This is a genomic window from Myxococcus sp. CA023, from assembly GCF_010998615.1.
Lineage (GTDB): Bacteria > Myxococcota > Myxococcia > Myxococcales > Myxococcaceae > Myxococcus.
Genome location: NZ_JAAEAH010000005.1, coordinates 1 through 17,479 on the forward strand (window position 1 = coordinate 1; position 17,479 = coordinate 17,479).

Consider the following 17,479-nt stretch of genomic DNA (forward strand, 5'->3'; position numbering starts at 1 on the left):
GGAGATGGGTATAAGAGACGGGTGGGGTGGCTCAGCCGCACCGTGGACGTGGGCCCATAGGCCCAGCCCCGGACGTCCGGCTCAGACGGACAGGTGCGCCGCGGCGCGCCCGAGCCCTTCGGCCACGGAGGTGAAGGCATCCGCCGTGCGCACGCGCCCCTCGCCGAAGCGGCGCACGTAGAGCTGGCGCACCGCGGGAATCTGCGACGAGCCGCCGGTGAGGAACACCGCGTCGATGTCCTGCGCCTCCGCGTGCTTCTCCAGCAGGCCCGCGGTGCACTGGTCCAGCTCGTTCAGCAGGGGCTGGCTGAAGGTGTCGAACTCCTCGCGGGTGATGGGCTCGTGGAGGGTGATGCGGGCTTCCTCGAAGTCCACCGTGGCCGTGTCTTCCTGGGACAGGCGCACCTTGGCCGCTTCAATGGCGCGGAACAGGCGGTAGCCCAGGTTGTCCATGACGAGGTCGTACAGGGCCTGGATTTCGGCCTTGCGGTCGCTCGTGTTGAGCATGGTCTCCAGCAGCTCCTGGGTCGACTTCTCCCGGATGAAGGACATCTCGTGCCAGGTGAGCAGCTTGGCCATGATGTGCTGGGGAATGGGCAGCCGCTTGTCGCTGAAACCGCGCACCTGGTAGGTGGAGCCGGCGCCGAAGCGGGGCAGCAGCTTGTGGCGCATGATTTCCGCGTCGAAGCGGTCACCACCGATGCGCACGCCCGTGGAGCCCACCACGTCCTGGCGGCGGTCCGGGTTGCCGCGGCGGCTGGGGCCCAGGCGCATCAGGGTGAGGTCGGTGGTGCCGGCGCCGAAGTCCGCCACCAGCACGAGCTCGTCGCGAGTGAGCTGCGCCTCATAGGCGAGCGCCGCGGCGATGGGCTCGATGAGGAACTGGACGTGCTGGAAGCCCGCGAGCTCCGCGGCGCGCAGCAGGCGCTGCTGGGCCAGGGCATCCGCCTCCGGGTCCGGCGTGAAGACGGCGGGCCGGCCGAGCACGACGGCTTCGGGCGCGCCACCCATGGAGCTCGCGGCGGCGTCCCGCACGCGGCGCAGCAGCACGGCCACCAGCTCCTCGATGGTGTAGGTGCGCCCCTTCACCTGGGTGGCGCGGAAGGAGCTGGAGTGGAGGAAGGACTTCACGGACTGGATGAAGCGTCCGGTGTTGTCCTCCAGGTAGCGCTGGATGGCGCTGGCGCCGGCGTAGATGTCCTGCTCGTCGTCCGGGAAGAAGAGGACGGAGCGGAAGAGACGGGCCTCCGAGGTATGGGGTTGCAGGGACAGCACCGTGCCGTCAGGCAGGGCCGCGGCGGTGTTGCTGGTTCCGAAATCGAGTCCGCACGCACGCATGGGGGGCGCCCCTTACCGTTAAACCCCATCCATGGGTAGCGCTTCGTGCACCAACCAGTGGGAGGAGGGCGGCCGGGAGGGCGGACGCCTGGAGCGGATGTGGGGTGGCGCGAGGACGCCGCTCGCCATCTTTCTTCTGGGACGTGCATGTAGACGGGAGGCAGCCAATGAGATTTCGCGCGGGATGGCTGTTGGCGGGCGCTGCGGCGCTGACGCTGGGGACGGCGTGTGAAGAACGCGACCGGGGGAACCAAGGGCAGGCAAGTGAGCAGTCTGCGGTGAACGGCCAGGTGTCGCAGGCCCAGCAGAGCGCCCAGCAGCAGAATCAGCAGGCTCGTCAGCAGGTCGAGCAGCTTCGCCAGCAGACACAGCAGCCAATGGCCGTGGCGCCCGCGCCCCATGCGGTGCGCATCGAGGTGACCTCCCAGGTCCAGCCCATTGCGCCGGCTGCTCCGGAGCGTGGCCAGTCCACCCCGGGCTCCCAGCAGCCCACGCAGTAGCCTGCCTGGGCCGTCCGTCCTTCCTCACGGTGAATGGCGGACACGTCATTCCAGCCTCGGGGTGTGCGAAGCGGCCGCGGCATCGTCGGTCAGACCGCACTCGCGCGTTGTCCAGTTGAGCCAGTGCACGTGTCGTGCTCTAGGCATGAGCATCATGCGCACGGCGACCTGGCTCCCCCTCATCGGTCTGTTGCTCGTCATCCCCTTTCGCACCGTGGAGGCCCGGCCCGTCCGTGCGGAAGCCCAGCTCTGGTACACGGTGTCGGTGCAGGGTGGCATCGGGGAACACCTCCTCTATTACCTGGAAGCCCAGCCGCGCTTCGGCAAGGACGACGCCCGCGGCATCCTCCGCTCGGCGGGAGGCGTACGGTTGGCCCAGGACATGTCGCTGTGGCTGGGGCAGGGCTGGTTTCCATTGTGGCGCTGGGAGGGCGACCCGGCCTTGCGTCAGGGCGAAAGCCGGCTCTTCCAGCAGTTCCTCTACACGCCGAAGTTCGGCCAGGTCCGGGGCACGCTCCGCGCCCGCCTGGAGCAGCGCTTCCTGCCCGGAACGACGGAGGTCTCCCACCGGGGCCGCGTCATGCTGCGCGGTGCGCACCCCGTGGCCGCGGAGGGGCGGCTGTCGTTGATTGTCTGGGATGAGGTCTTCTACCACCTCAGCTCGGTGGCGAATGGCCCCAGCGCCGGCTTCGACATGAACCGCGTGTTCGTTGGCGCGGGCTGGAAGTACGGGGACCACTCCTCCGTGGAGGTGGGCTACCTCAACGTCTTCACGCGCAGGCCCTATGCGGAGACCGAGCAACTCATCCATACGCTCTCCGTCGCCATGCCCTTCAATTACATGTAACGGAATGCGCAATAGCGCGCGACGTTGGGGAAACCCGACACACGCGCTGTGACCTCAGGTCAACATGCGGCGCAAGCGCTTGGGAATCTCTTCCGTGCGCCACCGCTGGACCTCGCGGGCAATCTCCGCCGCGCGTTTCGTTCGCTCCTCCCGGACCAGGGGGAGCAGGGCCCGCGCGGACTTGCGCTCGCGCGGCGCCGACTCCGCGGCCAGCCGCTCGAACAGCTCCAGGCGCACGTCGGCGTCGTGCAGCTCGCCCAGGCCGTCCTGGAGCGGCACGAGCATCTCCAGCAGCGCGTCCAGGGTGCGGCGGACGGCCGGCTGGAAGATCTCCAGCTCGTAGCGCAGCCGCTTCAGCTCCTTGCGCAGCTCGTGGGCGGACGCCGCGTCGGCCGAGTCCACGTACGTGTCGATTCGCTTCTGCACGCGCTTGAGGCGTTGGCGCAGCTCGTCCCGGACGCGGCGGCCGGCGAAGCGGTGCCCGTCATCGAGCCCGTCCATCCTGCGCAAGAGCCGCGGCACCGTCCTGTCCACCCAGCGCTCCAGCTCCGCGTGCAGGCGCGTCTCGTGCGTCGCCAGCTCGGACAGCCGCTTCTTGCGCAGGGTCAGGATGCCGGCGCGCACCTGGGGCTTCTTGCTCACATTCCGGGCCACGCTCTCCATCCACGCGGACTGGACGTGCACGTCCCGAACGCCCCCCAGCGCGTCCTGGATGCGCTTCACGTCGCGCTCCAGTTTCTTCATGCCGCCCAGGGAGCGGAATACATTGAGGGCGGCGCGAAGCCGCCGGGTGGCCACGCGCATGTCATGGACGGACTCGTCATCCACGGCGTCCTGGAAGCCGGCCTCCGGTTTGCGAACGTCCGCGAGCCGGCCCGCGAGGATGCGGCGCGCGGCGTCTCCCAGGCGGCTGTCGGGCCCGAGTCCTCGGATGGGCGTGGGTTGAGCCATCTATTCCTCCGTGCGTGCGTGTTGGCGGAGCATCCGCTCGACACCCTCCGGCCCCTCCCAGCCCAGGATGCGCGCGTCCTTGTCCTCGAAGCGCACGGCGGCGAGGAAGAAGTGCTCCAACTCCTCTCGTTCGCGCTGTGACAGTTGCTGATAGTCCGTCAGGTGTCCGGCGCGGGACGGGCTGATGGGAACGGCGAGGATGCGGTCATTGCGCTCGCGTCCGCCGTCGCCCGTGTTCTGCTCCACCTGGAGCACGCCGAGCGCACGGCAGGGCAGCACCACGCCGGGAAAGCTCGCGTCGTCCCAGTACACCATCGCATCCAGCGGGTCCCCATCCGGCCCCTGGGTGGAGGGGATGAAGCCCCAGTCGAAGGGATAGCTCAGGCCCCTGGGAAGCGGCCGTGAGAGGCTGAAGGCCCTGAGCGCCGTGTCGTACTTGAGCTTCAGCGTGGAGCCTCGGGGAGACTCGACGATGACGTGAAAGGCGCCTTGTTTCCCTCGCAGGGGCAACCGGGTGAGGTCCGTCACCATAGACAGCAAAGGTTGCGCCTGCCGCGTGTTCCGGCAACCGTGGCCGGGCGGAATCTTCGCTTCTTCAACCTTCGCCCGTGGGGCGGCCTCAGGAGCTGCAGCTCACCGCCAGGTGCCGGCCCCAGGTGGGAGGCGCCGCCGCGTAGGCCTCCGCGTCGGGGTGTTCGGCGAACGGGTCCGACAGCACGCCGAGCAGCTGGTCCACGAGCGAGAAGTCCCCGGCCTCCGCGCGGGAGATGGCCTCCTGCGCCACCCAGTTGCGCAGCACGTACTTGGGGTTCACCCGCGTCATGCGCGCGTGGCGCTCTGCGTCCACGCTGCCCTCGGCGGCCAGCCGCGCCCGGTAGCGCCCGGCCCAGGCATCGAAGCCCTCGGGGGCGGGGAACATGTCACGTACTGAATGTGTGTCCGCGCCGTCCGTCGAGGCGAAGTGGCCCAGCGCGCGGAAGAAGCGCGTGTAGTCCACGTGGGCCTCGGCCATGCGGGCGAACAGGTCGCTCACCAGCTCGCGGTCCTCGTCGCGCGTCTCTCGCAGGCCCAGCTTCGCGCGCATCCGGTCCACGTAGTGCGCGTTGTAGGCGGGCTGGTAGGTGGCCAGCGCCGCGCGGGCCTCATCCTCCGAGATGAGGGTGAGCAGCGCTTCGCCCAGACACGCGAGGTTCCACAGGCCGATGCGCGGCTGCTGGTCGAATGCGTAGCGGCCCCGGTCGTCGGAGTGATTGCAGATGAAGCCCGGCTCGAAGTCGTCCAGGAAGCCGAAGGGTCCGTAGTCCAGCGTGAGGCCCAGGATGGACATGTTGTCCGTGTTCATCACCCCGTGCGCGAAGCCCACCGCCTGCCACTGCGCAATCAGCCGCGCCGTGCGCTCCACCACCTCCGTGTAGAAGCGCGCGTAGCGGCCTTCCTGGCCCGCCAGGTGGGGGAAGTGCTCGGTGATGACGTGGTCGGCCAGCGTCGCCACGTGCTCGGTCTGCTCGGTGTAGTGGAAGAACTCGAAGGTGCCGAAGCGCACGTGCGATGGCGCCATGCGCACCAGCATGGCGCCCGTCTCCACCGCCTCGCGGTACACCGGGGCCTGGCTGCCAAGGATGCCCAGGCCCCGCGTGGTGGGGATGCCCAGGCCGTGCATGGCCTCGCCGCACAGGTATTCGCGAATGGTGGAGCGCAGCACCGCGCGTCCGTCACCCCCGCGCGAGAAGGGCGTGGGCCCGCCGCCCTTGAGGTGCAAGTCCCACTTCGCCCCGGCGGCGTCGCGGACCTCGCCCAGCAGCAGGGCGCGGCCGTCGCCCAGCCGGGGCACGTACACGCCGAACTGGTGCCCCGCGTACACCATGGCGAAGGGCTCCATCCCCGGCAGAGGCTTTGCACCCCCCATCGCCGCGACGAACTCCGGCCGCCGCGCTTCCTCGGGCGTCAGGTCCAGGAGCTTCAGGGCGGCGGGGTTGACGCTCACCAGCTTCGCGTCTGGAAAGGGACTGGGGTGGACGCGCGCGCCGAACCCAGCGGGCAGGCGGGCATAGGTGTTGTCGAATCGGAGCTGTTCGAGCGTGGCCATGACGGGGGAGAACACATGGAAGCGCGGCGGCCATCCAGCCACCACGCTTCCGGGAAGCTGCGTGGGACTACTTGAGCTGGGGGACCTTCATGCCGCGCTCCACGGCGGGCCGGCTGCCCACGCGGTGGAGCCACTGCACGACGTTGCTGCTCCCCCGGAACAGCTCGGGGAAGCTCGCGCGGGCGCCGGCCACCCAGGGATACAGCGCGATGTCCGCGATGGAGTAGCGGCCCGCGACGTAATCCCCGGAGCCCAGCTTCCCGTCGAGCACGCCGACGAGCCGCCGGGACTCGGCATGATAGCGCTCGATGCCGTAGGGGACCTTCTTGGGGGCGAAGCGGGCGAAGTGGTAGAGCTGGCCGAACATGGGGCCCACGCCGCCCATCTGGAACATCAGCCACTCCATCACTTCCGCCCGGCCGCGCTGGTTGGAGGGCAGCAGCTGGCCCGTCTTCTCCGCCAGGTAGATGAGGATGGCGCCGGACTCGAAGACCTTGATCGGACGGTGGTCCTGCGTCGCGTGGTCGACGATGGCCGGAATCTTGTTGTTGGGGTTGATGTCCAGGAACTCGGGCTTGAACTGCTCGCCCTTGGTGATGTCCACCACGTGCGTCTTGTACTGGAGGCCCAGCTCCTCCAGGGCGATGGATACCTTCTGCCCGTTGGGCGTCGCGAACGTGTAGAGGTCGATCATCCCTTGACTCCTGTGAGCTGCTCGCTCACCTGCCAGAGCCGCTCGGCGAGCGCGTCGTTCCGCGCGGCGGAGGACGGCTTCTTCGGACGGCATTTGTAGAAGTACTGCCCGGACACTGCCTCCACTTCGGGCGAGGACGCCAGATACACGGACGTCCGCGCTCCTTTCTCCGCCGAAATCATGAACGCCGCGCCCAGCTTGACGATGTGGCGGAAGAATCCCTGGGTGTTGTGACCGAAGCCCGTGCGCACCACGCCCGGGTGCAGGGCGTTGGTCGTCACCTGCGTGCCCTCCAGCCGCTTTGCCAGCGCGCGGGTGAACAGGATGTTGGCCAGCTTCGACGTGCCGTACACGCGGAAGCCGATGAAGCTCCGCTCGCTCTGCAGGTCATCGAAGTCGAGCTTGCCCGCGGCGTGGGCATCGGACGAGACGTTGATGATGCGGGCCGGGCCGGTGGCCTTCATCACGTCCAGCAGCAGGTTCGTCAGGAGGAAGGGCGCGAAGTGGTTGGTGGCCATGGTGGCCTCCAGCCCGTCCTCCGTCACCTGCCGCCGGTCGATGATGAGCCCCGCGTTGTTGAGCAGCACGTCCAGGCGCGGGTAGCGGTCGCGGAAGGTCTGCGCCAGCTCCCGCACGGATTTCAGGGAGGTGAGGTCGGCGCGGAGCCAGTCCACCTGGGCGCTGGGGGCGGCCTCCTTCACGGCGGCCACGGCCGCCTCGGTGCGGCCCGCGTCCCGGCCCACCAGCACCACCGTGGCGCCCATGCGCGCGAGCGCCTTGGCGGCCTCCAGGCCGATGCCGCCGGTGGCCCCGGTGATGAGGCACACCTTCCCATCCATGCGCGTCTGTGAAGTCAAAAGGCGTCCTCCATCGCGAAAGGACGCCTTCTATACGCTGGAGCCCGCCCGCGCGCTTGCTCTTGAGCAGGCGCGCGGGGGCCTTCCGGTGGTCAACGCTCCGTTCAGGCGTTGGACGGGGGGCTGGAGGCGTCCTGGGGCCGGACGTCCCCGCCGCGGCGCGCCCCCGCGCGGGGCTCGCCGTGCAGGTGGCTCTCCAGGAACCACAGGTCCAGCTCGACCTCGCCCAGCGTCTGGGTGAGCAGGTCGGAGGTGACGGGGTCGTTTAGCTCGTCGGAGCGGTGGATGCCGGTGCGGATGCTGGCCCCGTAGCGGGCGAAGCGGTCCACCAGGGCCTTGAGGTGGTCGTCACCGTCCACGGCCTTCAGGTCGTATTCGGGCAGCTCGCTGTTCTTGGCCGCCAGCCGGATGGTGCCCTCGGCGTAGCCGCCCAGCGTGCCCGCGCGCTCGGCGAACTCGTCGGCCTGCTTGCGGACGTGCTTGGCCAGGTCGTCGAACAGCTCGTGGCGGCTGTAGAAGTGCCGGCCGCGGATGTTCCAGTGCGCTTGTTTGATTTGCCAATGCAGGTCGATGGCGTCGGCAAGCAGGGTGTTGAGGGAATCGATGAGCTCCTCACGTGCGTCGGTGGGGAGATTCACATGGCTTGGGAAGTTCATGGTGCGCGGTTCCTCCAGAAGGTCATTCCAAGGTGGGGATTCCTTCCGGGATTGCCAGCCCATGCGTGATGCCTGGGGGGCAGGCGGCCGGGCTCGCGGTCGGTATGATGGGCGGACCATGCTTGCTCTCGACCTCGTGGAACGGCTGCGCCAGGTGTCTCCCAGCGCGGCGAATGCGCTGCTGACGGTGGCGGTGAAGAACATCATCCCGCTGTCCTCGGTGATGGGCGTCCGGGTAGAGGACGCATCGGATGCCCGGGCCCAGGTGTCCGTGCCGCTGAAGCGGCGCACGCGCAACCACGTGGGCAGCGTGTACCTGGGCGTGCAGGTGACGGTGATGGAGCTGACCATGGGCGTGTGGCTCTTCCGCCGCTTTCCGCCCGGCCGCTACCTGGCGCTGGTGAACGAACTCCAGGTGTCATTCAAGGCGAAGGCGAAGGGCGGCGTGCGCGCCATCTGCGAGCCGTCTCCCGAGGTTTTCAACACCCTGGACGCGGCGCTCCGGCAGAAGGGGGACAAGGCCCAGGAGTGGATTCCCGTTCGCCTGGAGGACTTCGAGGGCACGCACATCGCGGATGCCCGCTTCCTGGCGGTGATGAAGAAGGCCTGAGGCGGCGTAGGGCTGCCCCCTTGTGCTGGGACCAGGCGGCGACGGCACTGAAGTTCGGGACCGCCAGCGTTGAGGGGAGGTGAAGGCGAGTAGCTGGCAGGCAGGAGTCAGCTCCGGGCACCCGTCAAAAGGAGCTGCTTCACTGTGGTGACCCGTCGAGGCAAGCTGTCCGCCGTGTCGCGGCGCGCTCAACTGATTTTCATGCTCCTGGTGTCGGGGCTCCTGCACGTCGCGCTCTTCGTGGCGCTGTCAGGCAGCGAGCCCAACGACCGCCAGCGCCGCGTGGAACCACGTGCCGTCGAGATGGAGGTCGTTTACCAGGACGTGACGCCTCCCCCCGAGCCGCCAGCGCCGGAGCCCCGCCAGCCGCCTCCTGACGAAGCGCCCCCGCGCCTGCCTCCGAAGAAGGAGGACCCGCCTCGTCACGCGGAGCGTCCGCGCCCCACCACGACGAAGGCCCCCGACACATCCGAGGCACCTCCGTCCGATGCCGCTCCAGCGGGCCCCAGCGAGCCGCCGCCAGCCCTGGCGCAAGACGTCCCTCGCGACGTCCCTCACCCACAGCAGCGTCCCAACCTGGAGCCACAGGGCCTGCTGGGAGGCGGCATGCTGCGCGGCGGCCCCCCTTCGACGGGACGGACGCTCCGCCCTGGCGAAGGCCCCGACCCGAAGGCGCTGGCGGTCCGGCAGGCCGAGGAGGCCCGGGTGCGTGTGGACGGCTGGGCCCAGGACGCCGCCGCCACGGCGCGCGCGTCGAGCGGCGCCACGCATCCCTACTTCGCGAAGTTGCGGGAAGGCTTCGCGAAGCAGTTGGTGAACCCGCCACCCCCGGACCTGAAGGTGTTGGGCTCACGAATGAAGCGCGAGCAAGTGGATGCCATTGCGCGCTTCGGAAAGACAGGCAGTCCCATTGTCGCCGAGCCCCGGGACCACCGGTTGGAGCAGCGCAATCGCATGCAAGCGGCTGTCGAGGCTGGACGCGCGGCCAACATGTACATGGTGGACGTCACCACGCCGGTGCTCGCGCTCGCGGCCATCGTCGAGGTCTGGCAGGCGCGCGACGGGAAGCTGCTCGACCTCAAGGTGCTCGAAGGCTCCGGCGACCCGAAATTCGACTCCTGGGCCGTGTCCCAGCTCCGGGACGCGCTCGCCAGCGCGGAGGCGCCGAAGCCCGGAGGCGGCCTGGGCATCCGTGATGACGGCATGCGCAGCCGATGGCGGCTGGAGGAATACCTTGGGAATCCGCGCGTGCAGATTCACCTGATTGGCGTCTACTGACCCTGCCGGACGCGGAGGTCTTCGCGGTCGTCACGGCCCCGTGAAGACAGGGCGCTCGTCCTCCAGCAGGAAGTCGACGATGCTCTTCCACGTCGACTCGAACTGGGGCCTGCGGAAGCCGGAGCCGGAGATGAGCCAATCCACGTGCGGCGGTTGGTGCGCGGGCTGGTCGAAGTGGCCAATCGCATCCAGGTGGTCCGCGCGCACCGCGGCCAGCACCCGGCCATACACCTGCGAGCGCGTGGGGACGATGCCGTCACACGCCGTGGGGCCGGGCATCGCGCCATAGGCCTGCACCAGCGCCGCCGTCTGCGCGGGCGTGTGCAGCGGCAGCGCCGTGAGCGGCATCCGCTGCGTCTGCCCGTATGTCAGCGCGTAGATGGTGTGCGTGAGCTGCGCGTAGGGGTCCAGCCCCGCCGCCATGCGCGTGCGCAGCGACGGCGGGCGCGCCTGCGTCACCACCGAGCCATACCGCACGCCGGGCCGGTCCAGCGTGCTGGCATTGAACAGGTCGATGCCCTCCGGCGTGAGCTGCGGAATCAGCGAGGTGTCGTTGCCCACGTCGCTGAGGAACTTCGACACCGCGTCACGGCGCTCCGAGGAGAAGTCACCCAGGAGCTGGTCATAGAGCTGGTCCAGCAGCGTGGGCTTCCACCCGAGCTGGTCATCCGCTCGCGCCAGCAGGTGTCCGAAGCGGAACACCACGCGCAGCGGCAGCCTGCCGAAGCGCAGCACGTAGACGGTGAAGAGCGACAGCAGCTTGAGGATGCGCTGCCCGAACAGGCCCATGAAGAAGGTGGCCAGCGGCGTGCCCGCGTGCGGCGTGGATACGGACGTCACGGTGCGCACGCGCCTGGCGAAGGACTCCAGGTCCACGCCCTCCGCCACCTGCGCGCCGGGGCTGACGAACAGGCGCGAGTCCAACCCGCCCGTCGAGTGGCCGATGAGGTGGATGGGGCCGTCGTCTCCGGACGCCGTCTCCTGCACGGCCTTGAGCAGGTCCGCGGTGCGCGTGCGGATGGAGGCCGTGGGGTGGGAGAGGACGATGATGACCTCCGCCTCCACCTGCCTGCGGGCCAACTCGTCCTTCAGATAGTCCAGGGCGTGGCCGAAGTAGATGAGCTCGCCCAGGTTGATGAAGCCGAAGAAACCGGGGACGAGGTAGACGCGATGCTTGCCTGGCATTGCCTCCACCATATCTGACGCGGCGCATGATACCCGTGGGGAATGCATCCTCCGCTCGGGGGTTGACGCGCGCCGGCCGTCAAGTCCAGAACCGGCAACCCCCACTCCCAGTCATGACAGAAGGACGCCCGCACGTGGATCGCAGACTGCTCGCACTCGGCCTGCTCCTGTCCCTCCCCGCCTCGGCGGACGAGGGAATGTGGACCTACGACGCCTTTCCCTCCGACACGGTGAACAAGGCCTACGGCTTCACGCCCACGCAGGCGTGGCTGGACCACGTCCGGCTCGGCTCGGTGCGACTGGCAGGCGGCTGCTCCGCCAGCTTCGTGTCGCCAGAGGGCCTGGTGATGACCAATCACCACTGCATCCGCGGCTGCATCGAGGACCTGTCCTCGCCGAAGAAGGACCTGCTGGCCAAGGGCTTCTACGCGTCGAGCGCCGCGCAGGAGCTGCGCTGCCCGAAGGTGGAGGCCAACCAGCTGGTGGAGATGACGGACGTCACCGAGCGGATGAACGCGGCGACGAAGGGCCTCACGGGCGCGGCTTTCAACACCGCGTTGAAGAAGGAGACGGCCGCGGTGGAGGCCGCCTGCGCCACGTCCGGAGACGTGCGCTGTGACGTGGTGACGCTTTTCAACGGCGGCAAGTATCACCTGTACAAGTACCGTCGCTTCCAGGACGTGCGGCTCGTCTTCGCGCCCGAGTTCTCCATGGCCGCCTTTGGCGGTGACCCGGACAACTTCAACTTCCCGCGCTTCGGCTTCGACGCGGCCTTCTTGCGCGTGTGGCAGGACAATGCGCCCGCGAAGAGCCCGCACTTCCTGCCGTGGGCGAAGCAGGGCGCGAAGGAGGGTGACCTCGTCTTCGTCTCCGGCCACCCGGGTGGCACCGAGCGCAAGGCGACCGTCGCCGAGCTGGAGTTCCAGCGCGACGTCAACCTGCCGTACACGTTGCTCCAGCTCGCCGAGCTGCGCGGCATGCTGCGCGAGTACGCCGGGGGGGCGGCGGAGCGCTACCGCACCACGCGCTCCATGCTGCGCGGCGTGGAGAACGGGCTGAAGGCGCTGCGCGGGCGGCACCAGTCGCTGGCGGACCCGGCGCTGCTGGCCGGCAAGCGTCAGGACGAGGCGGCGCTGCGCCAGAAGGTGGACGCCAACGCGCAGGTGAAGGCCGCCACCGACGGCGCGTGGGACGAAATCACCCAGGCGCTGGATGCGTACCGCCGCATGCTGCCCGACTACCGCATGAAGGAGGCCGGGGACGCCTATCCCTCCGAGCTCTTCCGCATGGCCCGGCACCTGGTGCGCGTGGCCGAGGAGAAGGAGCGGCCCAACGCGGAGCGGCTGCGCGAGTACACCCAGTCCCAGCTCCCCACGCTGGAGCAGCAGCTCCTGCGCGACGCGCCGGTTACCCCCGAGCTGGACCAGGCGCTGCTGACGTTCGGCCTCACCCGCGTGCGCGAGACGCTGGGGGCGGATGACGCCTTCGTCAAGTTGGTGCTCGGACGCGAGGCGCCCGCCGACCTGGCGCGCACCCTGGTGCGTGGCACGAAGCTGCGGGACGTGAAGGTGCGCGCCGCGCTGCTCAAGGGCGGCAAGGCTGCGGTGGAGGCCTCCAAGGACCCGATGATTCTCTTCGCGCGCAAGGTGGACGCGGAGGCCCGCGCGGCGCGCAAGCGCTACGAGGACACCGTGGAGGCGGTGCTCAAGCGCAATGGCGAGCGCATCGCCAAGGCGCACCTCGCGGTGTACGGCACCTCCGGTTATCCGGACGCCACCTTCACCCTCCGCCTCAACCCCGGGCAGGTGAAGGGCTGGGATGAGAATGGCCGCCCCGTGGCCGCGCTCACCACCTTTGGCGGCGCGTATGAGCGGCACACCGGCAAGGAGCCGTACAAGCTCCCGGACACCTGGTTGAAGGCGCGCGGCAAGGTGCCGCCCCAGACGCCGTTCGACGTGGCCACCACCAACGACATCATCGGCGGCAACTCCGGCTCGCCCCTGGTGGACCGCGACGGGCGCGTGGTGGGGCTCATCTTCGATGGGAACCTGCACTCGCTGGGGGGCCGCTATGCGTACGTTCCTGAGACGAACCGCGCGGTCGCCGTGCACGGAGAGGGCATCCTGGCGGGGCTGGAGCACGTCTACGGGGCCAGGCGCGTGGTAGACGAGCTGCGCACGGCCAGCGACGCCGCAGTCGTTCCCGCGAAGTAGTCGCGGTTCTCAAGACCTGAGAGGTCTTGTGGATTGGATTTGGGCTTTCTGAACGCCTTGGCCGCAGTGGCCAAGGCATGTCAGAGGGAGCAGGATAGAATCCGGTTCAAAGCTGAAAACCGGTTACTCATGGCTCCCTCCAAACCCAATGACATTCCCCTCGGCACGGTGCTGAGGGAGACCTATGAGATTGCAGGCGTCCTCGGCCGAGGTGGCATGGGGACCGTCTTCCTGGCCAACCACCTGCGGCTGCGCGGACGGCAGGTGGCCATCAAGGTGCTGCGCCACGACGCGGGCATGGGGGCCGAGGCCTTCGTGCGCTTCCGGCGCGAGGCGGAGATTGCCTCGAAGCTGGGGCACCCCAACATCGTCGAGGTGCTCGACTTCGACAGCCTCGAGGATGGCTCACCCTACATGGTGATGGAGTGCCTGCGCGGCATGCCGCTGTCGCGCAGGCTGCGCAAGGGCCCGATGACGCTGGAGGAGGTGTTCTCCTGCGCGCGGCAGATGGGCTCGGCGCTCCAGGCCGCGCACCGCGCGGGCATCGTCCACCGCGACCTCAAGCCGGGCAACGTGTTCCTCGTGCCCACCGAGGTGGGCGGCGTGATGATGGAGCATGTGAAGTTGCTCGACTTCGGCATCTCCAAGGTCATCGACTCGCAGAGCGTGCACACGCAGGGCGGCATCCTCCTGGGCACGCCGCAGTACATGGCGCCCGAGCAGGCCACCGGGAAGAACGGCGAGGTGGACCCGCGCACGGACATCTTCGCCTTCGGGTGCCTCGTCTACGAGATGCTGGCGCGCCGGCTTCCGTTCCGGGACAACGGCAACCTTCCGGAGCTCATCTACCGCATCGTCTATGATCCGCCGGAGCCCCTGGAGGCGCTGGTGCCGGACCTGCCGGACCACGTCATCGCGGCGGTGGAGAAGTCGTTGGAGAAGCGCCCGGAGGACCGCTTCCCGGACGTGGCCAGCTTCATCTTCGCGCTGACGGGGCGCGCGCTCCAGACGATGGGCGAGGTGCCGATGCTCACGCCGCTGAGCACGCCGCGGCTCGCGGTGGAGCTGGCTCCGGAGTCGAAGCCGGAGACGGTGCCCGGCAGGCGCTCGGGACGCGGGACGGAGGACGAAGACGTCGACGTGAATCCTCCGGACGCGAACCCGCCATTCCGGGAGTCGGAGACGGTCAGCCTGGCCGCGCCGGCGCCCGTGGTGGCCCCGGCCCACGACGCCGCGACCATCGCCGAGGCGATGCCCTTGCCGGAGATGGAGGCGCCCCCGCCTCGGCCCGTCGTGGCGCCCGCGGACGTCGTGCCCGCGCCCATCGCCCGTTCGCCCGTGGCGAGGCCGCCCTCCGCGGCGTCTCCAGGGCCCGAGTGGACGCATGGGGAACCCCCTCCAGAGAAACCCCTCGCGCCTGCTCCGTTGCCGCGCCGCGCTGACGCTCCACCCGTACGTCCGCCAGCAGGGGGCGCACAGCCCGGTGCCGCGTCACCGAAGGTGGTCCCCGCGCCCATCGCGCGGGCGCCCGTGGCAGGGGGGCCCTCCGCGCCGGTCGCTGCCCGGAATGGGCCGCCCTCGCCAGGCGCGGGCGCGGTGGGGTCAACCGTGTTGCTGCGCTCGAAGACGGGCGTGGCCCAGTCCGCCTCGCCAGGCGTGCTCGCCGCCCAGCCGAAGCGGAAGCTGACTCCGCTCACGGTGGCGATGATGGTGGCGCTCGTCGCCGCCGTGGCCTTCGCCGTGTGGCCACGGCCGGATCCACGCGTGGAGGCGTCAGGAACGCACGCCGTGCCCGCTGCTGGCGCGGAGTAGCGTCCTCCTTACGTGGAGGCGTCAGGTGCGATGACCGAGAGTGCCTCGAGTTCGAGGCCGTGCTCGGGCTGAATCCAGAACGTGCCTCGCCCCTCGGGCGACCAGCCGAGCCTCCTGGCCAGCAGGATGGCCTCGCGGGCGCCCCAGCCTGGCGGGACCGTGGGGCCGTGCCCTGTCAGGACTCGGACCGAACCCGACCTGCTGAGTTCGAGGCCCGACACGCCCGGACAGGACGCAGCAGGGCGTTGGTGCGGCGCGTCAGGGTTTACGTATCCTGATGAGGACTGACACGTCGGTTCATGTCATGTCCAACACCGAGCGTATGCGGGCACAGGGAGGGCAAGGGGCCCTCGGGGGGAGCCTGTCATCGCCGGTGGACCCACGGTGTACGGCCGCGTCCCCCCGGGGCGGACGGCCGTCCAGGGCCCGGTTCCAGCCGAGAGGGGGGCTCGGCTGGGACCGGGGGCCCTGTGTGATGTAGCATCGCTGACAGTGCCGGGGGGAAAGGGGAGATGCGCGATGGTGGTGGAGGCTCCAGAACCCGGGAAACTATCGGCGATTCTCTTCACGGGCATTGAAGGCCCTGATGGGCTCTCATGGCGTGACGAATCGCTCCAGAACGACATGCGGGATGAGCATGCGCTGCTCGTCCGTGAGTTGTTGCCGCGCCATGGAGGGCGCGAGGTGAAGCGGCTGGAGGATGGCTTCCTCCTGGAGTTCGAGGGCGGCCCCGCGGCGGTGGACTTCGGTCTGGAATTGCAGCGCGTCCTGGATGCCCGCAACGGAGACGTGTCCGCCGAGCGCCGTGTCGTCTTGCGCGTGGGTGTCCACCTGGGCATGGTGGTCCACCGCGACGGTGACGTGTTTGGAGAAGGCGTCAACCTGGCCGCGCGCATCGAGGCGCTGGCCCGTCCCGGCACGCTCTATGTCAGCGAGACGGTGGCGCGTCAGGTGGAAGGCCGCCTGGCTTCACCGCCGGTTCGCCTGGGCCGTGGCGAGATGAAGAACATCCGGTTGCCCGTGGCCGTCTACCGCATCGACCCGCCCGAGCACCGCCGCCGGACGCCGCTGCTGTCGCGCATGCGCTCCTTCTGGGGGCGCCGGAGCGCGGCGAACTGACGCGCACAAGCGCGGGCGGGCCTGGGCGAGCGGCGTTATAGAGGCCGCCCCATGCCCCAGCTCACACTTGTCGTCGGTTCGAAGAACTACTCATCCTGGTCCCTGCGGCCCTACCTCGCGCTGGCCCACACGGGACAGCCCTTCCAGGAGGTGGTGATTCCGCTGGCTGTTCCGGACACAGAGGACCGGATTGCCCGGTACTCCCCCAGCAAGCGCGTGCCGGTGCTCCAGCACGGCGACCTGGCCATCTGGGACTCGCTGGCCATCTGTGAGTACCTCGCGGAGGCCTTCCCCCAGGCCCAGCTGTGGCCCCAGGACATGGCGGCTCGCGCGGTGGCCCGCGCCGTCACCGCGGAGATGCACTCCGGTTTCGGCGCGCTCCGGCAGCACATGAACATGAACCTGCGCGCGCGCAGCCCGGGCAAGGGCCGTGCGCCCGGTGTGGCGGAGGACATCGCCCGCGTCCAGGCCCTCTGGAATGACTGTCGCGGGCGCTTCGGCCAGGGAGGGCCCTTCCTCTTCGGCCGCTTCTCCATCGCGGACGCCTTCTACGCGCCCGTCGTCACCCGCTTCGTCACCTACGACGTGGCGCTGGACGCGGTGAGCGCGGCCTACCGCGACGCGGTGCTCGCGCTGCCCGCGCTCCAGAAGTGGACCGAGGAAGGGCGGAGCGAGCCCGGCATCCCGAAGTACGACTGAGCCTTCCTCCCAGCGCGCTACTTGCTCGCGGGGGCCGGCTTCACCTCTTCGACCCGGGTGGCGCCGTCCTTGTCCACCGCGAGCTTCAGGTGGGGCGTGCCCTTCGCATCATGCAGGACGATGCTCGCCACGCCCTCCTCCACGCCGATGACGATGCGCTCCTTCCAGTCGTGCCGGAAGGTGATGTTGGGCTTGCCCTGGATGAGCCCCATGCACATCGCCTCGTAGCCTTCCTCGCTGTCGAAGCAGAGGGCGTTGATGCCGATGCTGTCGAGCATCCCGAGTCCGCCGACCTCCTGCCCGGACGCATTCATGAACTGGATGCCGTAGGCCTTCACCGCGCGCTTGAGGCCCTTGGGGTCGGGCATGGGCGCCGCGATGCGGATGCGCGCCTGTCCGTGCTCGTCGACGATGTTCAGCTCACGCACGGACAGCGACGCGGCAGCGGGGGCGGTGTTCACGCTCGTGCACGCGCCGAGCAGACCCAGGGTGCAGCAAGCCGCCCACATCGACAGCCGGGGGAGAAGGGAAGGGGACATCACGAGCAGACCTTTCGGAGGACGTCGGGGAGAGGACGCCACCGTAGGGAGCCCGCGCACCGCCAGGGCCATGGCGGTGCGGTCATTTCGTCACG

17 protein-coding genes are annotated in these 17,479 nt (G+C 69.3%); 8 read left to right on the plus strand and 9 right to left on the minus strand.

Annotated features, from left to right (window positions below; genetic code table 11):
* Positions 1–81: 81 nt before the first annotated feature.
* Positions 82–1,338 (minus strand): Hsp70 family protein, encoded by a 1,257-nt coding sequence (locus F8M74_RS02635; protein WP_141253656.1) that lies wholly within the window; start codon positions 1,336–1,338, stop codon positions 82–84.
* A 167-nt stretch (positions 1,339–1,505) separates the two neighbouring features.
* Here F8M74_RS02635 and F8M74_RS02640 point away from each other — a divergent pair, with 167 nt between their 5' ends.
* Entirely contained in the window at positions 1,506–1,838 is a 333-nt protein-coding gene (locus F8M74_RS02640) for a hypothetical protein (RefSeq protein WP_216619889.1), read from the plus strand.
* A 145-nt stretch (positions 1,839–1,983) separates the two neighbouring features.
* Positions 1,984–2,685: a DUF2490 domain-containing protein gene (locus tag F8M74_RS02645; protein WP_228559174.1), complete on the plus strand. Its 702-nt coding sequence runs from the start codon at positions 1,984–1,986 to the stop codon at positions 2,683–2,685.
* A gap of 54 nt (positions 2,686–2,739) precedes the next feature.
* On the opposite strand, the gene F8M74_RS02650 is transcribed toward F8M74_RS02645, so the two are convergent.
* The 6 genes from F8M74_RS02650 to dps form a co-directional block, all read right to left on the minus strand.
* Positions 2,740–3,636, minus strand: a complete 897-nt coding sequence (locus tag F8M74_RS02650) for a CHAD domain-containing protein (protein ID WP_141253654.1) — start codon at positions 3,634–3,636, stop codon at positions 2,740–2,742.
* On the minus strand, positions 3,637–4,167 hold the full coding sequence (locus F8M74_RS02655; protein ID WP_141253653.1) for an inorganic diphosphatase: 531 nt from the start codon (positions 4,165–4,167) through the stop codon (positions 3,637–3,639). It lies immediately after the preceding gene.
* An 88-nt stretch (positions 4,168–4,255) separates the two neighbouring features.
* Complete coding sequence (locus F8M74_RS02660) at positions 4,256–5,722, minus strand: YdiU family protein (protein ID WP_141253652.1); 1,467 nt, start codon at positions 5,720–5,722, stop codon at positions 4,256–4,258.
* A 67-nt stretch (positions 5,723–5,789) separates the two neighbouring features.
* Positions 5,790–6,416 (minus strand): glutathione S-transferase N-terminal domain-containing protein, encoded by a 627-nt coding sequence (locus tag F8M74_RS02665; RefSeq protein WP_141253651.1) that lies wholly within the window; start codon positions 6,414–6,416, stop codon positions 5,790–5,792.
* Positions 6,413–7,255, minus strand: coding sequence for an SDR family oxidoreductase (locus F8M74_RS02670; protein ID WP_141253650.1), 843 nt, complete (start codon positions 7,253–7,255; stop codon positions 6,413–6,415). Before F8M74_RS02670 ends, F8M74_RS02665 begins: the two co-directional genes overlap by 4 nt.
* A 122-nt stretch (positions 7,256–7,377) precedes the next feature.
* Positions 7,378–7,929: a DNA starvation/stationary phase protection protein Dps gene (dps, locus tag F8M74_RS02675; protein ID WP_141253649.1), complete on the minus strand. Its 552-nt coding sequence runs from the start codon at positions 7,927–7,929 to the stop codon at positions 7,378–7,380.
* 118 nt (positions 7,930–8,047) lie between these two features.
* Here dps and F8M74_RS02680 point away from each other — a divergent pair, with 118 nt between their 5' ends.
* Both F8M74_RS02680 and F8M74_RS02685 read left to right on the plus strand, forming a co-directional pair.
* Positions 8,048–8,539, plus strand: a complete 492-nt coding sequence (locus tag F8M74_RS02680) for a DUF4442 domain-containing protein (RefSeq protein WP_228559172.1) — start codon at positions 8,048–8,050, stop codon at positions 8,537–8,539.
* Positions 8,540–8,683: 144 nt separating this feature from the next.
* A complete protein-coding gene (locus tag F8M74_RS02685; RefSeq protein WP_141253647.1) occupies positions 8,684–9,817 on the plus strand; it encodes a ferrichrome ABC transporter substrate-binding protein in 1,134 nt (377 codons plus the stop codon).
* Between the two features lie 30 nt (positions 9,818–9,847).
* Here F8M74_RS02685 and F8M74_RS02690 read toward each other — a convergent pair whose 3' ends face one another.
* Positions 9,848–11,002 carry a triacylglycerol lipase gene (locus F8M74_RS02690; protein ID WP_163884314.1) on the minus strand — a complete coding sequence of 385 codons (1,155 nt, stop codon included), beginning with the start codon at positions 11,000–11,002 and terminating at the stop codon, positions 9,848–9,850.
* 134 nt (positions 11,003–11,136) lie between these two features.
* On the opposite strand from F8M74_RS02690, the gene F8M74_RS02695 reads away from it, so the two are divergent.
* The 4 genes from F8M74_RS02695 to F8M74_RS02710 all read left to right on the plus strand — a co-directional run bounded on the left by F8M74_RS02695 (position 11,137) and on the right by F8M74_RS02710 (position 16,845).
* Positions 11,137–13,215 (plus strand): S46 family peptidase, encoded by a 2,079-nt coding sequence (locus F8M74_RS02695; RefSeq protein WP_141253645.1) that lies wholly within the window; start codon positions 11,137–11,139, stop codon positions 13,213–13,215.
* Positions 13,216–13,344: 129 nt separating this feature from the next.
* Positions 13,345–15,027: a serine/threonine-protein kinase gene (locus tag F8M74_RS02700; RefSeq protein WP_141253644.1), complete on the plus strand. Its 1,683-nt coding sequence runs from the start codon at positions 13,345–13,347 to the stop codon at positions 15,025–15,027.
* A 519-nt stretch (positions 15,028–15,546) separates the two neighbouring features.
* Positions 15,547–16,146 (plus strand): adenylate/guanylate cyclase domain-containing protein, encoded by a 600-nt coding sequence (locus tag F8M74_RS02705; RefSeq protein ID WP_141253642.1) that lies wholly within the window; start codon positions 15,547–15,549, stop codon positions 16,144–16,146.
* A 51-nt stretch (positions 16,147–16,197) separates the two neighbouring features.
* Positions 16,198–16,845: a glutathione S-transferase family protein gene (locus tag F8M74_RS02710; RefSeq protein WP_141253641.1), complete on the plus strand. Its 648-nt coding sequence runs from the start codon at positions 16,198–16,200 to the stop codon at positions 16,843–16,845.
* 17 nt (positions 16,846–16,862) lie between these two features.
* Here F8M74_RS02710 and F8M74_RS02715 read toward each other — a convergent pair whose 3' ends face one another.
* On the minus strand, positions 16,863–17,456 hold the full coding sequence (locus tag F8M74_RS02715) for a hypothetical protein (protein ID WP_141253640.1): 594 nt from the start codon (positions 17,454–17,456) through the stop codon (positions 16,863–16,865).
* Positions 17,457–17,479 lie beyond the last annotated feature (23 nt).

Excerpts from the sequence above, each read along its gene's own strand:
- F8M74_RS02700 (WP_141253644.1), top strand. The coding sequence starts at position 13,345 with ATGGCTCCCTCCAAACCCAATGACATTCCCCTCGGCACGGTGCTGAGG.
- F8M74_RS02645 (WP_228559174.1), top strand. The coding sequence starts at position 1,984 with ATGAGCATCATGCGCACGGCGACCTGGCTCCCCCTCATCGGTCTGTTG.
- F8M74_RS02715 (WP_141253640.1), bottom strand. The coding sequence starts at position 17,456 with ATGGCCCTGGCGGTGCGCGGGCTCCCTACGGTGGCGTCCTCTCCCCGA.
- F8M74_RS02705 (WP_141253642.1), top strand. The coding sequence starts at position 15,547 with ATGGTGGTGGAGGCTCCAGAACCCGGGAAACTATCGGCGATTCTCTTC.
- dps (WP_141253649.1), bottom strand. The coding sequence starts at position 7,929 with ATGAACTTCCCAAGCCATGTGAATCTCCCCACCGACGCACGTGAGGAG.
- F8M74_RS02680 (WP_228559172.1), top strand. The coding sequence starts at position 8,048 with ATGCTTGCTCTCGACCTCGTGGAACGGCTGCGCCAGGTGTCTCCCAGC.
- F8M74_RS02635 (WP_141253656.1), bottom strand. The coding sequence starts at position 1,338 with ATGCGTGCGTGCGGACTCGATTTCGGAACCAGCAACACCGCCGCGGCC.
- F8M74_RS02660 (WP_141253652.1), bottom strand. The coding sequence starts at position 5,722 with ATGGCCACGCTCGAACAGCTCCGATTCGACAACACCTATGCCCGCCTG.
- F8M74_RS02650 (WP_141253654.1), bottom strand. The coding sequence starts at position 3,636 with ATGGCTCAACCCACGCCCATCCGAGGACTCGGGCCCGACAGCCGCCTG.
- F8M74_RS02690 (WP_163884314.1), bottom strand. The coding sequence starts at position 11,002 with ATGCCAGGCAAGCATCGCGTCTACCTCGTCCCCGGTTTCTTCGGCTTC.
- F8M74_RS02665 (WP_141253651.1), bottom strand. The coding sequence starts at position 6,416 with ATGATCGACCTCTACACGTTCGCGACGCCCAACGGGCAGAAGGTATCC.
- F8M74_RS02655 (WP_141253653.1), bottom strand. The coding sequence starts at position 4,167 with ATGGTGACGGACCTCACCCGGTTGCCCCTGCGAGGGAAACAAGGCGCC.
- F8M74_RS02670 (WP_141253650.1), bottom strand. The coding sequence starts at position 7,255 with ATGGATGGGAAGGTGTGCCTCATCACCGGGGCCACCGGCGGCATCGGC.
- F8M74_RS02640 (WP_216619889.1), top strand. The coding sequence starts at position 1,506 with ATGAGATTTCGCGCGGGATGGCTGTTGGCGGGCGCTGCGGCGCTGACG.
- F8M74_RS02710 (WP_141253641.1), top strand. The coding sequence starts at position 16,198 with ATGCCCCAGCTCACACTTGTCGTCGGTTCGAAGAACTACTCATCCTGG.